Source organism: Methylobacterium sp. ME121 (genome assembly GCF_000974725.1).
Lineage (GTDB): Bacteria > Pseudomonadota > Alphaproteobacteria > Rhizobiales > Beijerinckiaceae > Methylobacterium > Methylobacterium radiotolerans.
This window is the reverse complement of record NZ_BBUX01000072.1, coordinates 13,217-29,876: the sequence shown is the minus strand read 5'-3', so window position 1 is coordinate 29,876 and position 16,660 is coordinate 13,217. Positions and strand designations below refer to the sequence as shown.

Annotated in this window: 13 protein-coding genes and 1 tRNA gene; 11 read left to right on the top strand and 3 right to left on the bottom strand. The window is 71.5% G+C overall.

What is annotated here, in order from left to right:
• Positions 1–18: 18 nt before the first annotated feature.
• Positions 19–95, top strand: a tRNA-Met gene (locus ME121_RS27590).
• A gap of 67 nt (positions 96–162) precedes the next feature.
• Here the strand turns inward: ME121_RS27590 and ME121_RS27585 are convergent.
• Both ME121_RS27585 and gcvA read right to left on the bottom strand, forming a co-directional pair.
• Complete coding sequence (locus ME121_RS27585; protein WP_059409968.1) at positions 163–2,307, bottom strand: helicase-related protein; 2,145 nt, start codon at positions 2,305–2,307, stop codon at positions 163–165.
• 157 nt (positions 2,308–2,464) lie between these two features.
• The gene (gene gcvA / locus ME121_RS27580; protein ID WP_012321335.1) at positions 2,465–3,352 is read right to left on the bottom strand and encodes a transcriptional regulator GcvA; all 888 of its coding nucleotides are present in this window, start codon (positions 3,350–3,352) and stop codon (positions 2,465–2,467) included.
• 93 nt (positions 3,353–3,445) lie between these two features.
• Here gcvA and ME121_RS27575 point away from each other — a divergent pair, with 93 nt between their 5' ends.
• The gene (locus tag ME121_RS27575) at positions 3,446–4,672 is read left to right on the top strand and encodes an MFS transporter (RefSeq protein WP_029361423.1); all 1,227 of its coding nucleotides are present in this window, start codon (positions 3,446–3,448) and stop codon (positions 4,670–4,672) included.
• Between the two features lie 69 nt (positions 4,673–4,741).
• Here ME121_RS27575 and ME121_RS27570 read toward each other — a convergent pair whose 3' ends face one another.
• Entirely contained in the window at positions 4,742–6,466 is a 1,725-nt protein-coding gene (locus tag ME121_RS27570) for an adenylate/guanylate cyclase domain-containing protein (protein WP_012321337.1), read from the bottom strand.
• Between the two features lie 610 nt (positions 6,467–7,076).
• Here ME121_RS27570 and ME121_RS34395 point away from each other — a divergent pair.
• From ME121_RS34395 to ME121_RS27530, 9 genes are all read left to right on the top strand, one after another.
• Entirely contained in the window at positions 7,077–7,991 is a 915-nt protein-coding gene (locus ME121_RS34395; RefSeq protein WP_089231588.1) for a hypothetical protein, read from the top strand.
• 197 nt (positions 7,992–8,188) lie between these two features.
• Positions 8,189–8,758, top strand: a complete 570-nt coding sequence (locus ME121_RS27565; protein WP_059409967.1) for a DNA-3-methyladenine glycosylase — start codon at positions 8,189–8,191, stop codon at positions 8,756–8,758.
• A 108-nt stretch (positions 8,759–8,866) separates the two neighbouring features.
• Complete coding sequence (locus tag ME121_RS27560) at positions 8,867–10,021, top strand: transporter substrate-binding domain-containing protein (RefSeq protein ID WP_058608106.1); 1,155 nt, start codon at positions 8,867–8,869, stop codon at positions 10,019–10,021.
• Complete coding sequence (locus tag ME121_RS27555; protein ID WP_012321340.1) at positions 10,018–10,644, top strand: ANTAR domain-containing response regulator; 627 nt, start codon at positions 10,018–10,020, stop codon at positions 10,642–10,644. The genes ME121_RS27560 and ME121_RS27555 overlap by 4 nt, the downstream gene beginning before the upstream one ends.
• 174 nt (positions 10,645–10,818) lie before the next feature.
• Positions 10,819–11,664, top strand: coding sequence for a nitrilase family protein (locus ME121_RS27550; protein WP_059409966.1), 846 nt, complete (start codon positions 10,819–10,821; stop codon positions 11,662–11,664).
• 44 nt (positions 11,665–11,708) lie between these two features.
• Positions 11,709–12,863: a substrate-binding protein gene (locus tag ME121_RS27545; RefSeq protein WP_012321342.1), complete on the top strand. Its 1,155-nt coding sequence runs from the start codon at positions 11,709–11,711 to the stop codon at positions 12,861–12,863.
• Positions 12,864–13,228: 365 nt separating this feature from the next.
• The gene (locus tag ME121_RS27540) at positions 13,229–14,062 is read left to right on the top strand and encodes a branched-chain amino acid ABC transporter permease (RefSeq protein ID WP_012321343.1); all 834 of its coding nucleotides are present in this window, start codon (positions 13,229–13,231) and stop codon (positions 14,060–14,062) included.
• On the top strand, positions 14,055–15,860 hold the full coding sequence (locus ME121_RS27535; RefSeq protein ID WP_059409965.1) for a branched-chain amino acid ABC transporter ATP-binding protein/permease: 1,806 nt from the start codon (positions 14,055–14,057) through the stop codon (positions 15,858–15,860). Before ME121_RS27540 ends, ME121_RS27535 begins: the two co-directional genes overlap by 8 nt.
• Positions 15,853–16,584 (top strand): ABC transporter ATP-binding protein, encoded by a 732-nt coding sequence (locus ME121_RS27530; RefSeq protein WP_012321345.1) that lies wholly within the window; start codon positions 15,853–15,855, stop codon positions 16,582–16,584. Before ME121_RS27535 ends, ME121_RS27530 begins: the two co-directional genes overlap by 8 nt.
• Positions 16,585–16,660: the final 76 nt, after the last annotated feature.

The following is a 16,660-nucleotide window of genomic DNA, read 5'->3' as shown; positions in this document are numbered from 1 at the left end:
CAAGCCGCACAGACTTGGCGCGGGGTGGAGCAGCCCGGTAGCTCGTCAGGCTCATAACCTGAAGGTCACAGGTTCAAATCCTGTCCCCGCAACCAACGTCACCCCGAGAAAGCCCGCTGCGCCGACCGCGCAGCGGGCTTTCTCATGTCCGGACGCCGCGTCTCACCGCGCGCCGATCGTCCGCCTGCTCCGCCGCTCCGCCTTGCGGGTCGCGGTCTCGCGCAGGTGCTGCTCGATGGCGTCGTTGGCGCGGCCGCGCATGTGGCGGATGGCGTCCACGTCGTCGAAGGTCTCGGGGAAGCGCCGCGACAGCCACAGATAGGCGCTGGCGAGCTTCACCGTCCGCTCCTGGTAGTCGAGCGCGCCCGCGAGGTTGCCGCGCAGCGCCGGCACGGTGAGGCCGGCGGCCCGGGCCTGGCACCAGCGCTCCAGCAGGCCCATGGCGATCTCGTCGCGCCGGTCGATCGGGCAGACCGAGAAGGCGAACTTCTCCTCGATCGGCAGCCGCGCCCGGTCGACGGTCCGGGCGACCTCCAGCACTTCCTCCAGGGCCGAGGGCTGGAACGGCGAGCCCGCGTAGAAGGTCGCCCGGGCGAAGTGGGTCAGCACCTCGTGCAGGCTGTGGGTGCGCATCTCCTCGGCCACCGAGCGGATCGCCCCGAGATCGGGACGGACGTAGAAGCGCGTGTCGGCCGCGGGCGCCGTCGGGGCGCCCGACAGGGCGGTGCGGATCGGCTCGGCGGCGAACGGGTCGGTCGCCGCCACGTAGCCGACATCCTGGTGACCGTAGCGGCCGGCCCGGCCGGCGATCTGCCGGATCTCGGAATGGGTCAGCGCCCGCTCGGCGGTGCCGTCCCACTTGCGCACCGCCGAGAACACGATCCGCTTGAGCGGCCCGAGGTTGAGCCCCATGCCGATCGCGTCGGTTGTGACCAGCACGTTGGCCTCGCCGGAGCGGAAGCGCGCGGCCTCGGCGCGGCGGACCTCCGGCGACAGGGCGCCGTAGATCGTCGCCACCCGGTGGCCGCGGGCGACGAGGACCTCGCGATTCTCGTGCACGGCCCGGCGGGAGAAGGCCACGACCGCGTCGCCGGCCTCGACCTTCTCCAGCGGCACCGGCTCCTCCAGGAGCAGGAGCGGCGACTTGCGGGTGAAGGGGATCACCTCCAGCGACTCGTCGGCGGCCTCGGCGGCGCGGCGGACATACGACAGGGCGTCGTCGGAGCCGCAGACGATCACGGTCCGCGCCGGCACGCCGAACAGCGCGTTGGTCCAGGCCCAGCCGCGGTCGGGATCCGACAGCATCTGGATCTCGTCGATCACCGCGACGTCGATCGGCCGGGTCAGGTCGGCGGTCTCGATGGTCCGGGCGGTGTGGGTCGGGTTGGCCTCGCCCAGCACCTCCTCGCCGGTGATCATGCCGGCGCGGAGCCCCCGCTCGCGCAGGGTCTCGTAATTCTCCAGCGCCAGGAGCCGGAGCGGCGCGAGGTAGGCGCCGGTCTCGGCCGCCGTCAGGTGTTGCAGGGCCGCGTAGGTCTTGCCGGAATTGGTCGGCCCCATGTGGAACAGGATCGTCCGGTTGAGGCGCCGGGCGGCGGTGAAGCGCTCGATATAGGCGCCGAAGCCGACCTGATCGCGCAGGCGGCGCAGGCGCGAGCCCTCGCGCGCCACCGCCTTGGCGTGCCGGCGCACCGGCGTGAGCGTGTCGTTGAGGCCGCGGGCGAGCTTCGGGCCGTAGGTGAAGACCCGGGACCGGAGCGAGCGGTCCATGTGGGCGATGTAGGCGGCGGCGTCCGCCCCGACCTCGCGCAGGTCGACGAGGAGCTGCGCCCGCAGCCGGTCGACCGGCTTGTGCAGGGCGCGGGTCGCCTGCAGGGCCGTGCGCGCCACGGCGTCGCGCAGCGCCTCCAGCCGGTGCGTCGGGTCGTTCCGGGCGGCCATGCGGGCGAGGATCTCGGCCGCCTCCGGCTCGGGGGCCATGTCGAGCCGCAGGTCCAGGCGGCCGTTGTCGAGGAGCGGGATCTCGGTCCGGATCAGCCAGGTGATGCGGTGGTCCTTGGTGACCACGGCCCGGAGGTTGGGGATCGCCTTCCGGATCGCCGGGACGCCGGTCTCCGCGAAGGCCCGGGCCGCCTGGATCTCGCGCAGCGCGCGGGCGACGCGCTCGTCCTCCACCTCGGCGCCGTAATCGGGCAGGTCGAGATGGGCGAGCAGCCGGTCGAGGTCGACCGCGTCGGGGGACAGGCCGAGCCGGCCTACGGATTCGATCAGGCTCTCGATCGTCGGGCGGAGACGCTTGCGCGCCATGCGGTCACCTTCGGCAGAAGCGTCTCACGCAAACCCGGGTGCGGTCGGGGGCGTTCCGGATCCGATCCATGCGCCGGACGGCGGCGGCCGCCAAGCCGAGATCGTCATCGCGCGCGCCGCGAAGCCATCCGGGCGGCGCGCCGTCCGACAGCGGCGCTCACGGCTGCCGCGCGGCCTCGGCGAGCCAGCCGCAGAAGGCCCGCACCGCCGGGTCCTCCGCCCGGGGTTCCGGGACGTAGGCGTAGTAGCTCCGGGCCGGCAGGGCCGGCCCAGCGAAGGGCAGGGTCAGGCGCCCGGCCGCGACGTCGTCGGCGATCAGCCGCTCGGGCCCCATGGCGACGCCGAGCCCGTCCAGGGCGGCCTGAAGGGTCAGGTAGAAGTGTTCCAGCGTCACCGTGGCCCGCGGCGCCAGGTCCGGGACGCCCGCCGCCCGCAGCCAGTCGGGCCAGACCCGCGGCAGCGTCGCGGCGTGCAGGAGCGTGTGCTGCCGGAGATCCTCCGGCACCCGGAGCGGCAGCCGCCGCAGCAGGTCCGGGCTGCAGACGGGAATGCGCCGCTCGGACAGGAACGGCGCCGCGCGGTGGCCCGGGCGGCTGTCCGGGCCGCCCCGGATCGCCACGTCGAACGGCTCGGCCACGCTGGCGAGGGGCACGTTCGAGGTCGTCAGCCGCACCTCGATCGACGGGTTGGCCCGCTGGAAGCCCGACAGGCGCGGGATCAGCCAGCGCAGGGTGAAGGTGGCGAGCGCGTTCACGCGCAGCAGGCGCGGCCGGCCGCGCTCGGCCTGGCGCGCCGTGGCCAGGGCGATGCGGTCGAGGGCGGCGCCGATCTCGGTGGCGTAGGCGCTGCCCGCCTCGGTGAGGACCACGCGCCGGTTGTGGCGCTCGAACAGCGGCAGCCCGAGCCAGCCCTCCAGCGTCTGCACGTGCCGGCTGACCGCCCCGTGGGTGACCCGCAGCTCGTCCGCCGCGCGCGTGAAGCTGCCGTGCCGGGCGGCCGCCTCGAAGGCTTTCAGCGCGTTCAGCGGCGGCAAACGACGATGCACGGGTCAGGTTTCCTCACACGAGTGTCAGCATAAGTCGTTTGTCAGCGACGGACCAGGCGGCCATCCTGTGACGGAACCATGAAGGATGGCTGGATGTCCGTCGCGTCCGATCTGACCGCGTCTTCCGAACCCGTCTCCCTGCCGGACGCCCGGCGCACGCTGGTGGCCGCCGGGGTCAACCACGCCCTGCACGACGGCTACACGGACCTGATCTACGTGCTGCTGCCGGTCTGGCAGGCGGAGTTCGGCCTCGACTACGTCGCCCTGGCGTTCCTGCGCTCGCTCTACAACGGGGCGCTGGCGGCGCTGCAGATGCCGGCGAGCCGCCTCGCCCAGGCCTGGGGCGCCCGGACCGTGCTGGTACTCGGCACCGTGCTCAGCGCGGTCGGCTACGCGATCGCCGGCGCCTCGGGCGGGCTCGTCGGGCTCGGGATCGGGCTCCTGCTCGGCGGCGCCGGCAGCAGCACCCAGCATCCCCTGGCCTCGGCGGTGATCGCCCGGGCCTACGGGCCCGGCGCCCGCGGCCCCCTCGGCACCTACAATTTCACCGGCGATCTCGGGAAGGCGGCGGTCCCGCCCCTGGTCGGCCTGCTGCTGACCCTGACGGGCTGGCGGCACGCGCTCTGGGTGATCGCCGGCGTCGGGATCCTCGTCGCGCTCGCGGTCGCGCGCCTGTTGCCGCGTGAGCCGGCGTCACGCACCGGCGTCGCCGCGGCGAGGCCGGCACCCCACCGGGCCGCGACCGGGCCGGGGCGCGGCACGGGCTTCCGGCTGCTCGTCGCGATCGGCATGCTCGACAACGCCGCGCGCCCGGCCTTCCTGCTCTACCTGCCGTTCCTGCTGCAGGAGAAGGGCGCGGCCCTGACCACGGTGGGCCTCGCCCTGTCGCTGGTCTTCGTCGGCGGCGCGCTCGGCAAGGCGGTCTGCGGGCGCCTCGGCGAACACCTCGGCGTGACCCGGACCGTGATCCTCACCGAGACCGGGACGGCGCTGGCGATCCTGGCGGTGATCGGGCTGCCGCTGGCCCCCGGGCTGATCCTGCTGCCGCTGCTCGGGGTGATGCTGAACGGCACCTCGTCGGTCCTCTACGGGACCGTGCCGGAACTGGCCCCGGGCGGCCAGGTCGAGCGGGCCTTCGCGGTGTTCTACACCTGGACGCTCGGCGGCAGCGCGCTGGCGGCGCCGCTGCTCTACGGACGGCTCGGCGACGCCGCCGGCCCGCACTGGGCGGCCGCGGCGGCGGCCGGGACGGCGCTCGCCGTGGTGCCGCTGATGCTGGCCCTGGCGCCGCGCCTCGGGACGGAGCGTCAGCGGGCCTGAGGGGAGGTACGCGGTCGCGTCGCGGATCACGCGTCGCCGCGCGCGCAAGGACGGACAAGGACGGGAACGTCAGAGGCTGCCCAGGGTGCTGACCCGGACGGCCTCCGACCGGCCGTCCACCGCCACGTCCCGGATCTCCGCCGGCGCCACGCGGGCGGCCCGGTAGACCGTCTCCGACACCACGGCCACGCAGCCCAGGGTCTTGGTCAGGCCCTGCAGCCGGGACGCCACGTTGACGGTGTCGCCGAGCGCGGTGAAGCGGGCGTCGGTCGCGTCCCCCATCTCGCCGACGATCGCGGGGCCGGCATGGACGCCGACCCCGTAGCGCAGGATGTGCTCCAGATCCTCCGCCAGCAGCCGGTTCAGGGTCTCGACGGCGTCGGCGATGCCGTCGATCGCCCGCAGCGCGTCCCGGGCCGCTTGCTCGGGCTCGGTCTCCAGGCCGAACAGGGCCAGGAGCCCGTCGCCGAGGAACTGGTTGGTCGAGCCGCCGGCCTCACGGACGGCGTCGCCGACCGCGCCCAGGAAGCGGTTGATGATGAACACCGTGTCGTAGGGCAGGCGCTCCTCGGCGAGCCGGGTCGAGCCGCGCAGGTCGACGAACATCGCCACGATGAAGCGCTCCTCGCCGGACTGCGCCCGGTCGAGCAGGTCGGCCTGACGCATCCGCGGCTGCGGCGGCAGCAGCGGCACCACGGCCATGTCGGTCTCCGGCCGGAACTGGCAGGCGAGGCGCACCCCCGGACCGGCGGCGATGCGCTCCAGCACCGCCCGCTCCGTGCGGCCGGGCGCCGGCGCGCCGTCGCTGCCGTCCGTCACCCGGATCCGGCAGGTCGAGCACCGCCCGCGGCCGCCGCAGACGCTGGCATGGGGGATCCGGTTGCGCCGGCTCGCCTCCAGCACGCTCGTGCCGCGGGGCACCCGCACCACCCGCCCGTCCGGGTAGCTGAGCCGGATCGTGCCGCGCTTGATCTCGGCGAGCGTCCGCGCGCCGCGGGCCGCGATCACCGCGGCCACGAGGCCCGCGTAGGTCCCGAGCAGCCCGTCCCGGATCGCGGCGAGCCGCGCCACCTGGTCGGGCAGCCCGACATGGACCGGCTGGAGCGCCGCCGCGCGCCACGCCGGATCCTGCGCCAGGGTCAGGACCATCCGGCCGCCCTGCGCGAAGCCCAGCAGCGACAGGACCGGCACCAGCACTGCGAGCGCCAGCAGCCAGGGCGCCACGCGGTCGAAGCCGGGCTTCAGCCGCAGCCAGAAATACAGGCCCATGCAGCCGTGGATCCAGGCGACGACCAGGACCGTGACCTGCATCAGGCCGAGGATCGGCGAGGCGATCCAGAAGGCGTAGAGTTCCTGCGCGTAGCCCTTGTCGAGCCCCTCGGTGACGAAGGAGACCCGGGTCCCGACGATGTGGCTGATGAGCAGCGGCGGGATCAGCAGGCCCGAGACCAGCTGCAGGGTCTCGGACGGCCGCCAGTGGAAGAAGCGGGCCGCGTAGAGGGCCTGGAGCCCGAGCAGCAGGTGGACCACCAGGGCGCCGTAGAGCAGCGTCAGGCCGGCGGGGTTGAGCCAGACGGCCGTGACGAGGTCGAGGCCGTCCTCCATGGCGTCGAGGGAGACGTTGCCCAGGGCGTGGTTCAGCAGGTGCGTCAGCACGTAGCCGAACAGGATCAGGCCGCTGGCCAGCCGGAGGCGCCGCAGGGTCAGGCGGAGCCGCGCGGCGCGCGGGGCCGACCGGGGTTGCGCGCCCGCATCGGCGGACCGGAGCGTCGCGGTCGAGGCTGTGCGCACCATGCTGGAGGTCCGAGGGGATCGGTTCTGGGCCCGCCATTCACGGCCCCTCGTACCAGTAAGACTTCCGCGGCGTCCGATTTATTTTATTTCGCCGGCATGATGCGGGTCTGCGACGATCGGTATCCGATGCTCAGCCGCGCAGGGCGTCGAGATTTTGTGCATGAGCACCTCCGGCTCCACGGTGTGGCGGGCCGAGCGGCGGAACGGCACTGCACACCGCACCCCGGCAGTCCGAGCCAGCGTCCCGGCGCGAACGCCTGGAAGTTGGCTCGCGGCCACAAAGGCGACATTAACCGGCTCGAGACTGCTGGGCTCCAGACGCGTCACCGGCGCGCATAACGGGCATCCGTTCAGAGCCCGCTCCGCCGAAGTGGATACCGGTTCGACGCAGCAGAGCGCCTCAAAACAAGAGCTTGAAGCCGTGGTCCATGGCAAAGCGATCGGGCGCGCCTCTCACGGGTCAGCCGGAGGGCTCCTCCCTGGGTTGCACTACCCAGGGAGGAGGATCGATCGATTTGAGCAATCGGACGTATCAATTGACAACGTTCACTCGTCAAATTCTCCTGACACGCAGCAGAATCGGCGTGCTTGCATTTGATCTGAGAATTAGATGAAATCATACGATCTTACGATTAGTCAGAAGCGGGCTGTCAGAACGGATCCTAGTTGTCATGGCTGGTGCTATGGCCTGCCACCGGGCATTTCTTCAGCGCAGTGGCCTCTGGATCCTGCTAATGGCTATCCGCTTCAACACGGTTTTACGTTGCTGCTGCCGGAGGAATATCGCTGCCACGGGCCAGATGTCGTGGCTTTTTCCTTCTTCGCGTCGTCGATTGATCACAACGATGGCGGCCCCACGGTGAAGGCCCCCGGGATCCGCCCGGCGATGGGTGGCGCGGAAGCGCCCGACAACCCCGAGCTCAAGCTCTTCTGGGAGGCTGAGCAGAGGGCACACCCGCGGCTGTCGCGCATGGAAGACGGTCTCGGAATTGCCTATGCGGTCATCATGCTGACCCGTGCCGAATTCGATGGCCCCTTCTGCGCGCCGCCAATTCTGATCGCCAATCGCTACCGCGATGCTCTGGAGCCGCCAGCTTGGCTGACGATCGGGGGGGCTGCGAGTTATTGGCAGTTCGGTTCCTCCTACAGGTGGGTGCGGGACACTTTTGGCGAGAAACCCGCGAACGATCCGATTGAAAATCGCGCGATCCATTGGACGCCGCGGGCCTGTGATCCGAATGCCGGCCGCATTCCTTACGATAAATTTCTACACGACCCGACCGATTACGTGCATCCAGAGTGTACGATCACTGAGGAGGACGGCAAGACCGTATTCCATGATCCCGAATGGACACGTGATCATAAGCCGAACCATATCGGCGGCACGATGCGGCCGTCCCAGTGGGTAACTCAAGCAAGTATTTACTATATAGAATTCGAAGAATATTTCGGTGGCTTCAATTTTGGTGGAGGCAATGCGCAGCTCGATTTTAAGAATATGATATTTGATTGGTCATGCGGTTGATGAATTATTCGGTCATCTCGGCGAATCGAAGATCGCCGTTCCAGCGACATCTCACAACGATCCGGCTCGGGACGACATCCCTATCTGGATCCGGTCCCGCGAATCCTATCAAGTCGCGGAGCGGCGAATTTCTACTGCTGACTTGTCCCAATGGGACATTTAGCGGCCGGCACGGTGCCCTCGAACCTGGAGCCCCGATGCTGGACATCTTCTTCGCCCGCAGCGCCGCCGCGGTGGCCTTCGACCTGATCGGCGCGCGCCTCTTCGTCGGCGCGGCCGGCGGGATCATCGTCGAGACGGAGGCCTACGACAGCACCGATCCGGCCTCCCACAGCTTCCGCGGCCCGACCCGGCGCAACGCCAGCATGTTCGGACCGCCGGCCCACGCCTACGTGTACCGCTCCTACGGGATGCACTGGTGCCTGAACCTCGTCTGCGAGCCCGGCAGCGCCGTGCTGCTCCGGGCCCTCGCGCCGACCGAGGGGCTTCCCGCGATGCGGGCGCGCCGCGGCCTGGAGGATCCGCGCCTCCTCTGCGCCGGCCCCGGCCGCCTCTGCCAGGCCCTCGGCGTCACCGACGCGCTGGACGGGGCGCCCCTCGCGCGGGCGCCGTTCCGGTTCGAGCCCCGCGCCGCGGGTGATTCCGAGACCGTCGACGTGGTCAGCGACCGGCGCATCGGCATCACCCGCGGCGCCGAGACGCCGTGGCGCTTCCTGCTCGCCGGCTCCCGGTTCGTGAGCCGCCCGGCGCGGAAGGCCGCCGGGTGAGGGCGCCCGCCGCGCGCCGGTCGGGGGAGCCTTCGCAGCGGGGGCTCCCTCGGCTAGGACAGCGGGGCGCGCAGCCCTCCGGGCGCCTGCGGCGAGCCCGGGGGGACCATGGCGGCCAGGGATGAAGCGACGTGGCGGGTCGGCGTCCTGTTCTCCCGGAGCGGGGTGAGCGGCATCACCGAGACCGAGCATTTCCTCGGCACCGCCCTGGCGATCGAGGAGATCAACCGGGCCGGCGGCGTGCTCGGGCGGCCGATCGAGCCCGTCTGCTACGACCCCGCGGGCGACACCGACGCCTACCGCACCCTGGCCCGGCGGATGCTCGCCGAGGACGGGGTCGAGGTGGTGTTCGGCTGCTCGCTCTCGGCGAGCCGGAAATCGGTGCTCTCCACCGTGGAGCGGCACAACGGCCTGCTCTGGTACCCGTCGATCTACGAGGGCTTCGAGTACTCGGAGAACATCATCTACACCGGGGCGACCCTCAACCAGAACGTCTTCGCCCTGGCCGACTACCTGCTGCAGGAGCACGGCAGCCGGATCTTCCTGATCGGGTCCGACTACATCTACCCGCGGGAGTCGAACCGGGTCATGCGCGACCTGATCGAGGCGAAGGGCGGGACCATCGTGGGCGAGCTGTACGCGGCCCTCGACGCGGACGACGCGGCCCACGCCGCCATGATCGCGGCGATCCGCGACGCCGCCCCGGACGCGGTGTTCTCCACGGTGGTGGGGCGCGGCGCCGAGCGGCTCTACCGCGGCTACGCCGAATCCGGCATCGACCGCGCCCGCTGCCCGATCGCGAGCCTGACCCTGGCGGAGGGCCAGATCCGCGCGATCGGCCCCGCGCACTGCACCGGCCACGTCCTGGCGGCGCCGTATTTCGGCGCGCTGCCCGGCGAGGAGAACCGGCGCTTCGTCGCCGCCTTCCAGGCCCGGTTCGGGACCGAGCGCCCCACCAGCATGTGGTCGGAGACCGCCTACGCGCAGGTCCACCTCTTCGCCCGGGCGCTCGCGGAGGCCGGCACCCTCGACGCCGAGCGCCTGGGCGCGGCGGCCCTGCGGCAGCGCCTCGCGGCGCCGGAGGGCGAGCTGGCCTTCGACGGCGAGACGCGCCACATCTGGCTCACCCCCGGCATCGGCGTCGCCCGCGCGGACGGGCAGTTCGACGTGGTCTGGCGGGCGCGGCGGCCGGTGCGGCCCGACCCGTACCTCGCGTGGTCCCGGTTCGAGACGAACTGGCTGGAGGAGGGGCTCGCCGCGTGACCGCCCCTGCCCGCAAGATCCTGGACGACCTGCGGCGCGCCCGCGCCCTCGTCATCCATCCCCGGGACGAGGAGGCCGACGCGCTGCTGGAGCAGCTCCGCCGCCTCGGCTGCGCGGTTTCCCTGGCGTGGCCGCCGCCCGCCGCCCTGCCGGCCGACATCGACACGCTGTTCATCCAGCTCGACGACGCCCAGGTGATGCACCTGCTGCCGTCGATCGAGGCGATCGAGCCGGCGGTCATCGCCATCGTGGCCTACGAGAGCCCGACCTCGCTGAAGGCGATCGCCGACGTCAACGCCCACGGCGTGCTCAACAAGCCGCTCCACCCGCGGGGCGTGCTGACCCAGTTCGCCCTGGCCCGCTACCGGCGCGGCTACGAGGGGCGGCTCACCAGCAAGATCAACCGGCTGGAGGAGACCATGAAGGGCCGCCGCACCGTCGAGAAGGCGGTCCGGCTGCTCGTCGACCTGAACCGGATCGACGAGGACGCCGCCTACAAGATGCTCCGGGACCGGGCCACCGCCGCCCGCGTGCCGATGGCGAGCGTGGCCGAGAGCGTGGTCACGGCGCACGAGGCGATGAGCGGCCTCGGCCTGCGCATCGCGTTGGCGGAAAAGACCTGATCGCAGCAGCTTGCTGCATTTATGGTCTTGCGGTCTGTTTCGGGGTGCGTATCGTAGTCTAACCGGGCAAGGTTGCCCCGCAGCAGCAGTGCTGCATGACATCACGGCTTTGAAGCCTCTGGTTCGCGGATGTTTGTATCCGCGCCCAGGGGCTTTTTGCGTTTCGGAGCTTTCATGATCCAGGCGAACGGTCCTGTGCGCCCGCCGATACGGGTGTCGTGCATCCAGTTCGAGCCGGAATTCGGCGCGGTCGACGCGAATATGGCGCGCGCGTCGGACCTCGTCCGCGCGGCCGCCGCCGAGGGCAGCCGGCTGATCGTGCTGCCGGAACTCGCCAGCACCGGCTACGTGTTCGAATCCGCCGCGGAGGCCGCGGCCCTGGCCGAGCCGGTGCCGGACGGCCCGACGACCCGGGCCTGGGCGGCCCTCGCCGCGGAACTCGGCGTCCACATCGTGGCGGGGATCGCCGAATCCGCGGGCGAGACCCTGTACAACGCCGCCGTGATCGTCGGGCCGGGGGGCTATATCGGCACCTACCGCAAGGCGCATCTCTGGGATCAGGAGAACGTGTTCTTCGCCAGGGGCGACCTCGGCTTCCCGGTCTTCGACACCGCGCTCGGCAAGGTCGGCGTCGCCATCTGCTACGACGGCTGGTTTCCCGAGACCTTCCGGCGGCTGGCGCTCGCCGGCGCCGAGATCGTCTGCATCCCGACCAACTGGGTGCCGATGCCCGACCAGCCCGAGGGCGAGGCCGCCATGGCCAACACCCTGCACCGGGCCGCCGCCCACACGAACGGCATCTTCATCGCCTGCGCCGACCGGGTCGGAATCGAGCGCGGCCAGCCCTTCGAGGGGCAGAGCCTGATCATCGGCCCCAAGGGCTGGCCGCTCGCCGGCCCGGCGAGCCGGGACCGGACCGAGACCCTCTCGGCGCTGGTCGACCTCGACGCGGCAGGCCGCAAGGACCTGAACCGCTTCAACTCGCTCCTGCGCGACCGCCGCACCGACATCTACGGTTGAGCCGAGATCCTTACCCACCCCCGTCCGTCCCAAGGAGTTCGTTCATGGTGAAATGGTCCCTCGTCGGCGCCGCGGCGCTCGCCCTCGCCGCCACGGCCGCGCGGGCCGCCGACGGCAAGCCGATCGTCATCGGCATCCCGATCGGCCTGTCGGGCGCCAACAGCGTCGTCGCCCCCTCGGTGGTGCAGTCGGCCGAGCTCGCCGTGGAGGAGATCAACGCCAAGGGCGGCGTGCTCGGCCGCAAGCTCGTCCTGGAGGTGGCCGACGACGCCTCGGGGGCGGCCGGAGCCCAGAAGGCCTTCGACAGCCTGATCTACCAGAAGAAGGTCGACGTCCTGATCTCCATGGAGACGAGCGCGGCCCGCAACGCCGGCCTGCCCGCCGTGACCAAGGGGAAGGTGCCGTACATCTACACCTCGTTCTACGAGGGCCATTCCTGCAACAAGAACATGTTCGTGGACGCCTGGGTGCCGGAGCAGCAGGTGCCGCCGGTGGTGGACGCCTTCAAGGCGAAGGGCGCCAAGACCTACTTCCTGATCGGCAGCGACTACGCCTTCGGCCGCGGCATGCTGGGCTTCGCCAAGAGCTACGTCGAGAAGACCGGCGGCAAGGTGGTCGGCGAGGAGTACCTGCCGATGGACGGCAGCGACTGGACCGCGATCATCTCCAAGCTGAAGGAGGCCAAGCCCGACGCGCTGATCACCTCGACCGCGGGCGGTGCGCCGAACGTGACGCTGACCAAGCAGCTGCGCGGCGCGGGCGTGTCGCTGCCCTTCGCCAACCTCGCGCTGGACGAGGGCACCGCCAAGAGCATGGGTGCGGATGCCGAGGGCGTCTACCTCTCGGCCTCCTACGTCACCGGGATCGACAGCCCGGAGAACAAGGCCTTCCTGGCGGCGATGCAGAAGAAGTTCGGCGCGGAGCTGCGCACCCCGAACGACCTCTCGGTGCCGGAATACGAGGCGATCTACCTGTACAAGGCCGCCGTCGAGAAGGCGGGCGGGACCGAGACCGCCAAGGTGCTGGAGGCGCTGCCGACCGTGAGCTTCACCGGGCCGCGCGGCACGATCACCATGAGCAAGCAGCACCACGCGCCGCTGACCATGTATCTCGGCCAGATCCAGAAGGACGGTACCGTGAAGGTCGCCGGCACCTTCAGGGACGTCGATCCCGGCGAGCAGTGCCCGAAGCTGCAGTGAGGGGAGGGGCTGGGGGATCCGATGATCTCCTTCGCCCGCCGAGGCTGCCGGATCCACGCTTCTGTCCCCGCTACGCGGCTGCGAGATGAAGCGCGGGTCCCCTCTCCCGTGCGGGAGAGGGACAGGGTGAGGGATCGGGTCTTTCAGGACGACGCGCGCCCTGTCGCCGCGTCGACGGTGTGCTCGGTCCTGAACCTTCTCGACCCTCACCCCAGCCCTCTCCCGCACGGGAGAGGGGGCAGGTCGCACCCTGCCACCACCGCCGGTGTCCGCCGGAGATCCGTGATCACCGTAGCCTCCGCGGGGCAGGGGGCGCGTCGTCACCCGCCGCGTCCTCTGCCGTTCCCGCGCACCCGGAAACCCCGATGCTGCTCACCCTCGACATCCTGACCACGGCGGCGATCCTGTTCATCGTCTCGATCGGCCTCCTGGCGATCTTCGGCGTGCTCAAGATCATCAACTTCGCCCACGGGGCGTGGCTGACGGTCGGCGCCTACTGCGCGGTGGTGACCGCCAAGCTCGGGCTCAATCCATGGGCGGCGCTGCCGCTGGCCTTCGCGGTCGGCGCGGCGCTCGGCGGGCTGGCCGAGCACTTCATCATCCGCCCGCTCTACCGGCGGCCCCTCGACGCGATCCTCGCGACCTGGGGGCTCGGCATCGTGGTCGGGCAGCTCATCACCCTGGCCTTCGGCCGGGACGTCCAGCTCACCCCGAACCTCTACGCCGGCACCGTCGAGATCCTCGGCGTCGACTACTCCGCCTACCGCCTCGTCGCCCTCGGCATCGCGCTCGCGATCGGCACGCTGTTCGCGCTCACCATCGAGCGCACCCGGCTCGGCCTCTCGGCCCGGGCGGTGATCATGAACGAGACCCTGGCGCGCAGCCTCGGCATCGACACGGGGCGCGTGCGCCTCGTCGTGTTCATGCTCGGCGCCGGCTTCGCGGGGCTCGCGGGCGTCCTGCTGACGCCGCTCACCAGCGTCGACCCGAACATGGGCGTCTCCTGGCTGATCGGCGCCTTCATGCTGGTGATGGTCGCCGACGCCTCGTACCTGGCGCTCGCGGCGGCCTGCCTCGTCTTCGGGGCCGCGCAGGTTCTGATCAGCACCTTCGTGAGTCCGATCCTGGGCAGCATCGCCGTCGCCGTGCTCGCCGCCCTCGTGCTGCGGATCAGCCCGAAAGGTTTCTCCCGTGCTTGAGACCCTTCCCGTCGCCGAGCGCGCCGCCGCGGCGCCCCGCGGACGCCGCCTGTCCCGCGCCGCGCCCTTCGTGGTCGCGGCCCTCGCGGCGCTGGCCCTCTGGATCGCGCCGCTGTTCCTCGACACCTTCGCGGTCAACGTCCTGACCCGGTCGATGATCTACGCGGTGCTGGCGGTCACGGTCGACCTGCTCTGGGGCTTCGCCGGGATTTTGACCTTCGGGCAGGCGGCGTTCTTCGGCATCGGCGCCTACGCCACCGCGATGATCCTCACCGCCTGCGGGGCGACGCCGCTCGGGATCGCCGCGGCCATCGCGGCCGCGCTGGTCGCGCCGGCCCTGCTCGGCCTCGCGGTGGGGTGGCTGTCCTTCTACCACCGCTCGACCCCGCTCTACGCCTCGGTGATCTCGCTCGTCGTCCCGATCGTCGTGGTGCAGCTCATCTACTCGGGCGGGGAATGGACCGGCTCCAGCAGCGGCCTCGTCGGCTTCGACGTGCTGCCCTTCGAGATCGAGGGCTATTTCCGCCTCGCGGCCCTGTTCCTGATCGTCGTCACGCTGGCGGCCTGGATCCTGGTCCGGGCCGATGCGGGCCGCGCCCTCGTGGCGCTCCGGGACAACGAGGCGCGCTGCGCCTATCTCGGCCTCAACCCGCGGCGGCTGCAGATCCGGCTGACCGCGGCGCTCGCCGGGATCGCGGGGCTCGCGGGCTTCCTGTTCGCCAACGCCTCGGGCGTGGTCGCGCCCGAGAATGCCGGCTTCCTGTTCGGCACCGAGCTGGTGATCTGGGTGGCGCTCGGCGGCCGCGGCACGCTGCTCGGCCCGGTGCTGGGCACCGTCGCGATCGACTACCTCGCGGCGAACCTGTCCGGCGACCTGCCGTTCCTCTGGCAGCTCCTCCTAGGGACGGCCTTCGTGGCCATCATCATCCTGCTGCCGGGCGGCCTCGCCGACCTCGTCGGCCGCCTCTGGCGGGCGCTGCCGGTGGGCCGGCGGGAGCCCGCGCCGCCGCGCCTCGTCGCGCGCCCGGCCGGGACCGGGGCGGCCCCATCGGACGCGCCGATCCTCAAGGTCGAGAACCTCGCCAAGGCTTACGGTGCCCTGACGGTGCTGGAGGGCATCGACCTGGAGATCCGGGCGGGCGAGCTCGTCAGCCTCGTCGGGCCCAACGGCGCCGGCAAGACCACGCTGATGCGCTGCCTCAGCGACGGCACCGAGCCGTTCAGGGGCGCCATCGCCATCGGCGGCACGCCCATCACCGGGCTGACGCCGAACCGGATCGTCGGCCTCGGCGTCGGGCGCAAGTTCCAGGTGGCGAGCGTGTTCGAGAGCCTGTCGGTGGCCGATTGCCTGCGGCTCGCCCGGGCGTCCCACGACGGCCTGAGCCCGGTCGGACAGGCGGAGACGCTGGGCCTGCCGCAGCCGGCCCTCGACGTGCTGCGCATGACCGGCCTCGACCGGCTGCTGACCCGGCCGACGCGCCTCCTGTCGCACGGGCAGAAGCAGGCGCTGGAACTCGCCATGGTGGTCGCTCTGGAGCCGCGGCTGATCCTGCTCGACGAGCCCACCGCCGGCCTGACCAAGGCCGAGCGCACCACCATCGGGACCGTCCTCAAGGCGCTCACCGCCGAGGGACGGATCGCCGCCGTGCTGGTCGAGCACGACCTCGACTTCGTGCGCGAGATCTCGTCCCGGATCGTGGTGCTGCACCAGGGCCGGCTGGTCCTGGACGGCACGGTCGAGGACGTCGTCGGCTCGGAACTGGTCCGGACCATCTACGCGGGAGGCGGCCATGGTTGAGGCAGCACGGCAGATTGCGCCGGCGGGGGCCGCCCTCGCCCTCGAGGCGGTGTCGAGCGGCTACGGCGCCGTCTCCATCGTGAGGGACGTGTCCCTCTCGGTCGGGCCGGGGGAGATCGTGGCGCTGCTCGGCAAGAACGGCATGGGCAAGACCACCCTGCTCAAGACCGTCCTGGGGATGGTGGCCCTGCGCGGCGGCGCCGTCACGGTCGGGGGCCAGGCGCTCGCCGGCCTCACGCCGGCCAAGCTCAACGCGCTCGGCGTCGGCTACGCGCCGCAGGAGCAGCCCCTGTTCCAGGACCTGTCGATCCGCGACAACCTGCGCCTCGCGGTGCCGTCCGACCGGATGCTGCCGGAGGCGCTGGAGCGGCTGTTCGGCCACTTCCCGTTCCTGAAGGACCGCCTCGCCCAGCGGGCCGGCACCCTCTCGGGGGGCGAGCAGAAGATGCTGATCCTCGGGCGCGCCCTGATGCTGCGCCCGCGCCTCCTGCTGATCGACGAGATCTCCGAGGGCGTGCAGCCCTCGATGGTCGAGCGCCTGCGCGGCGTGCTCCAGGCCGAGCGGGCTTCGGGCGTGTCCATGCTGGTGGTGGAGCAGCACGTCGCCTTCGCGCTGGCGCTCGCCGACCGCTACGCCGTCCTGAAGCTCGGCGAGATCGTCGACAGCGGCCCGGCGCAGGCGCCGGACGCGCGGGCGCGCGTCATCGACCATCTGGCGGTGTGAGGTCGACCCGGATCCGCCACCGTCATCGCGAGCGCAGCGAAGCGACCCAGGGTCGCGCCACGCTCCGGACGGGGCG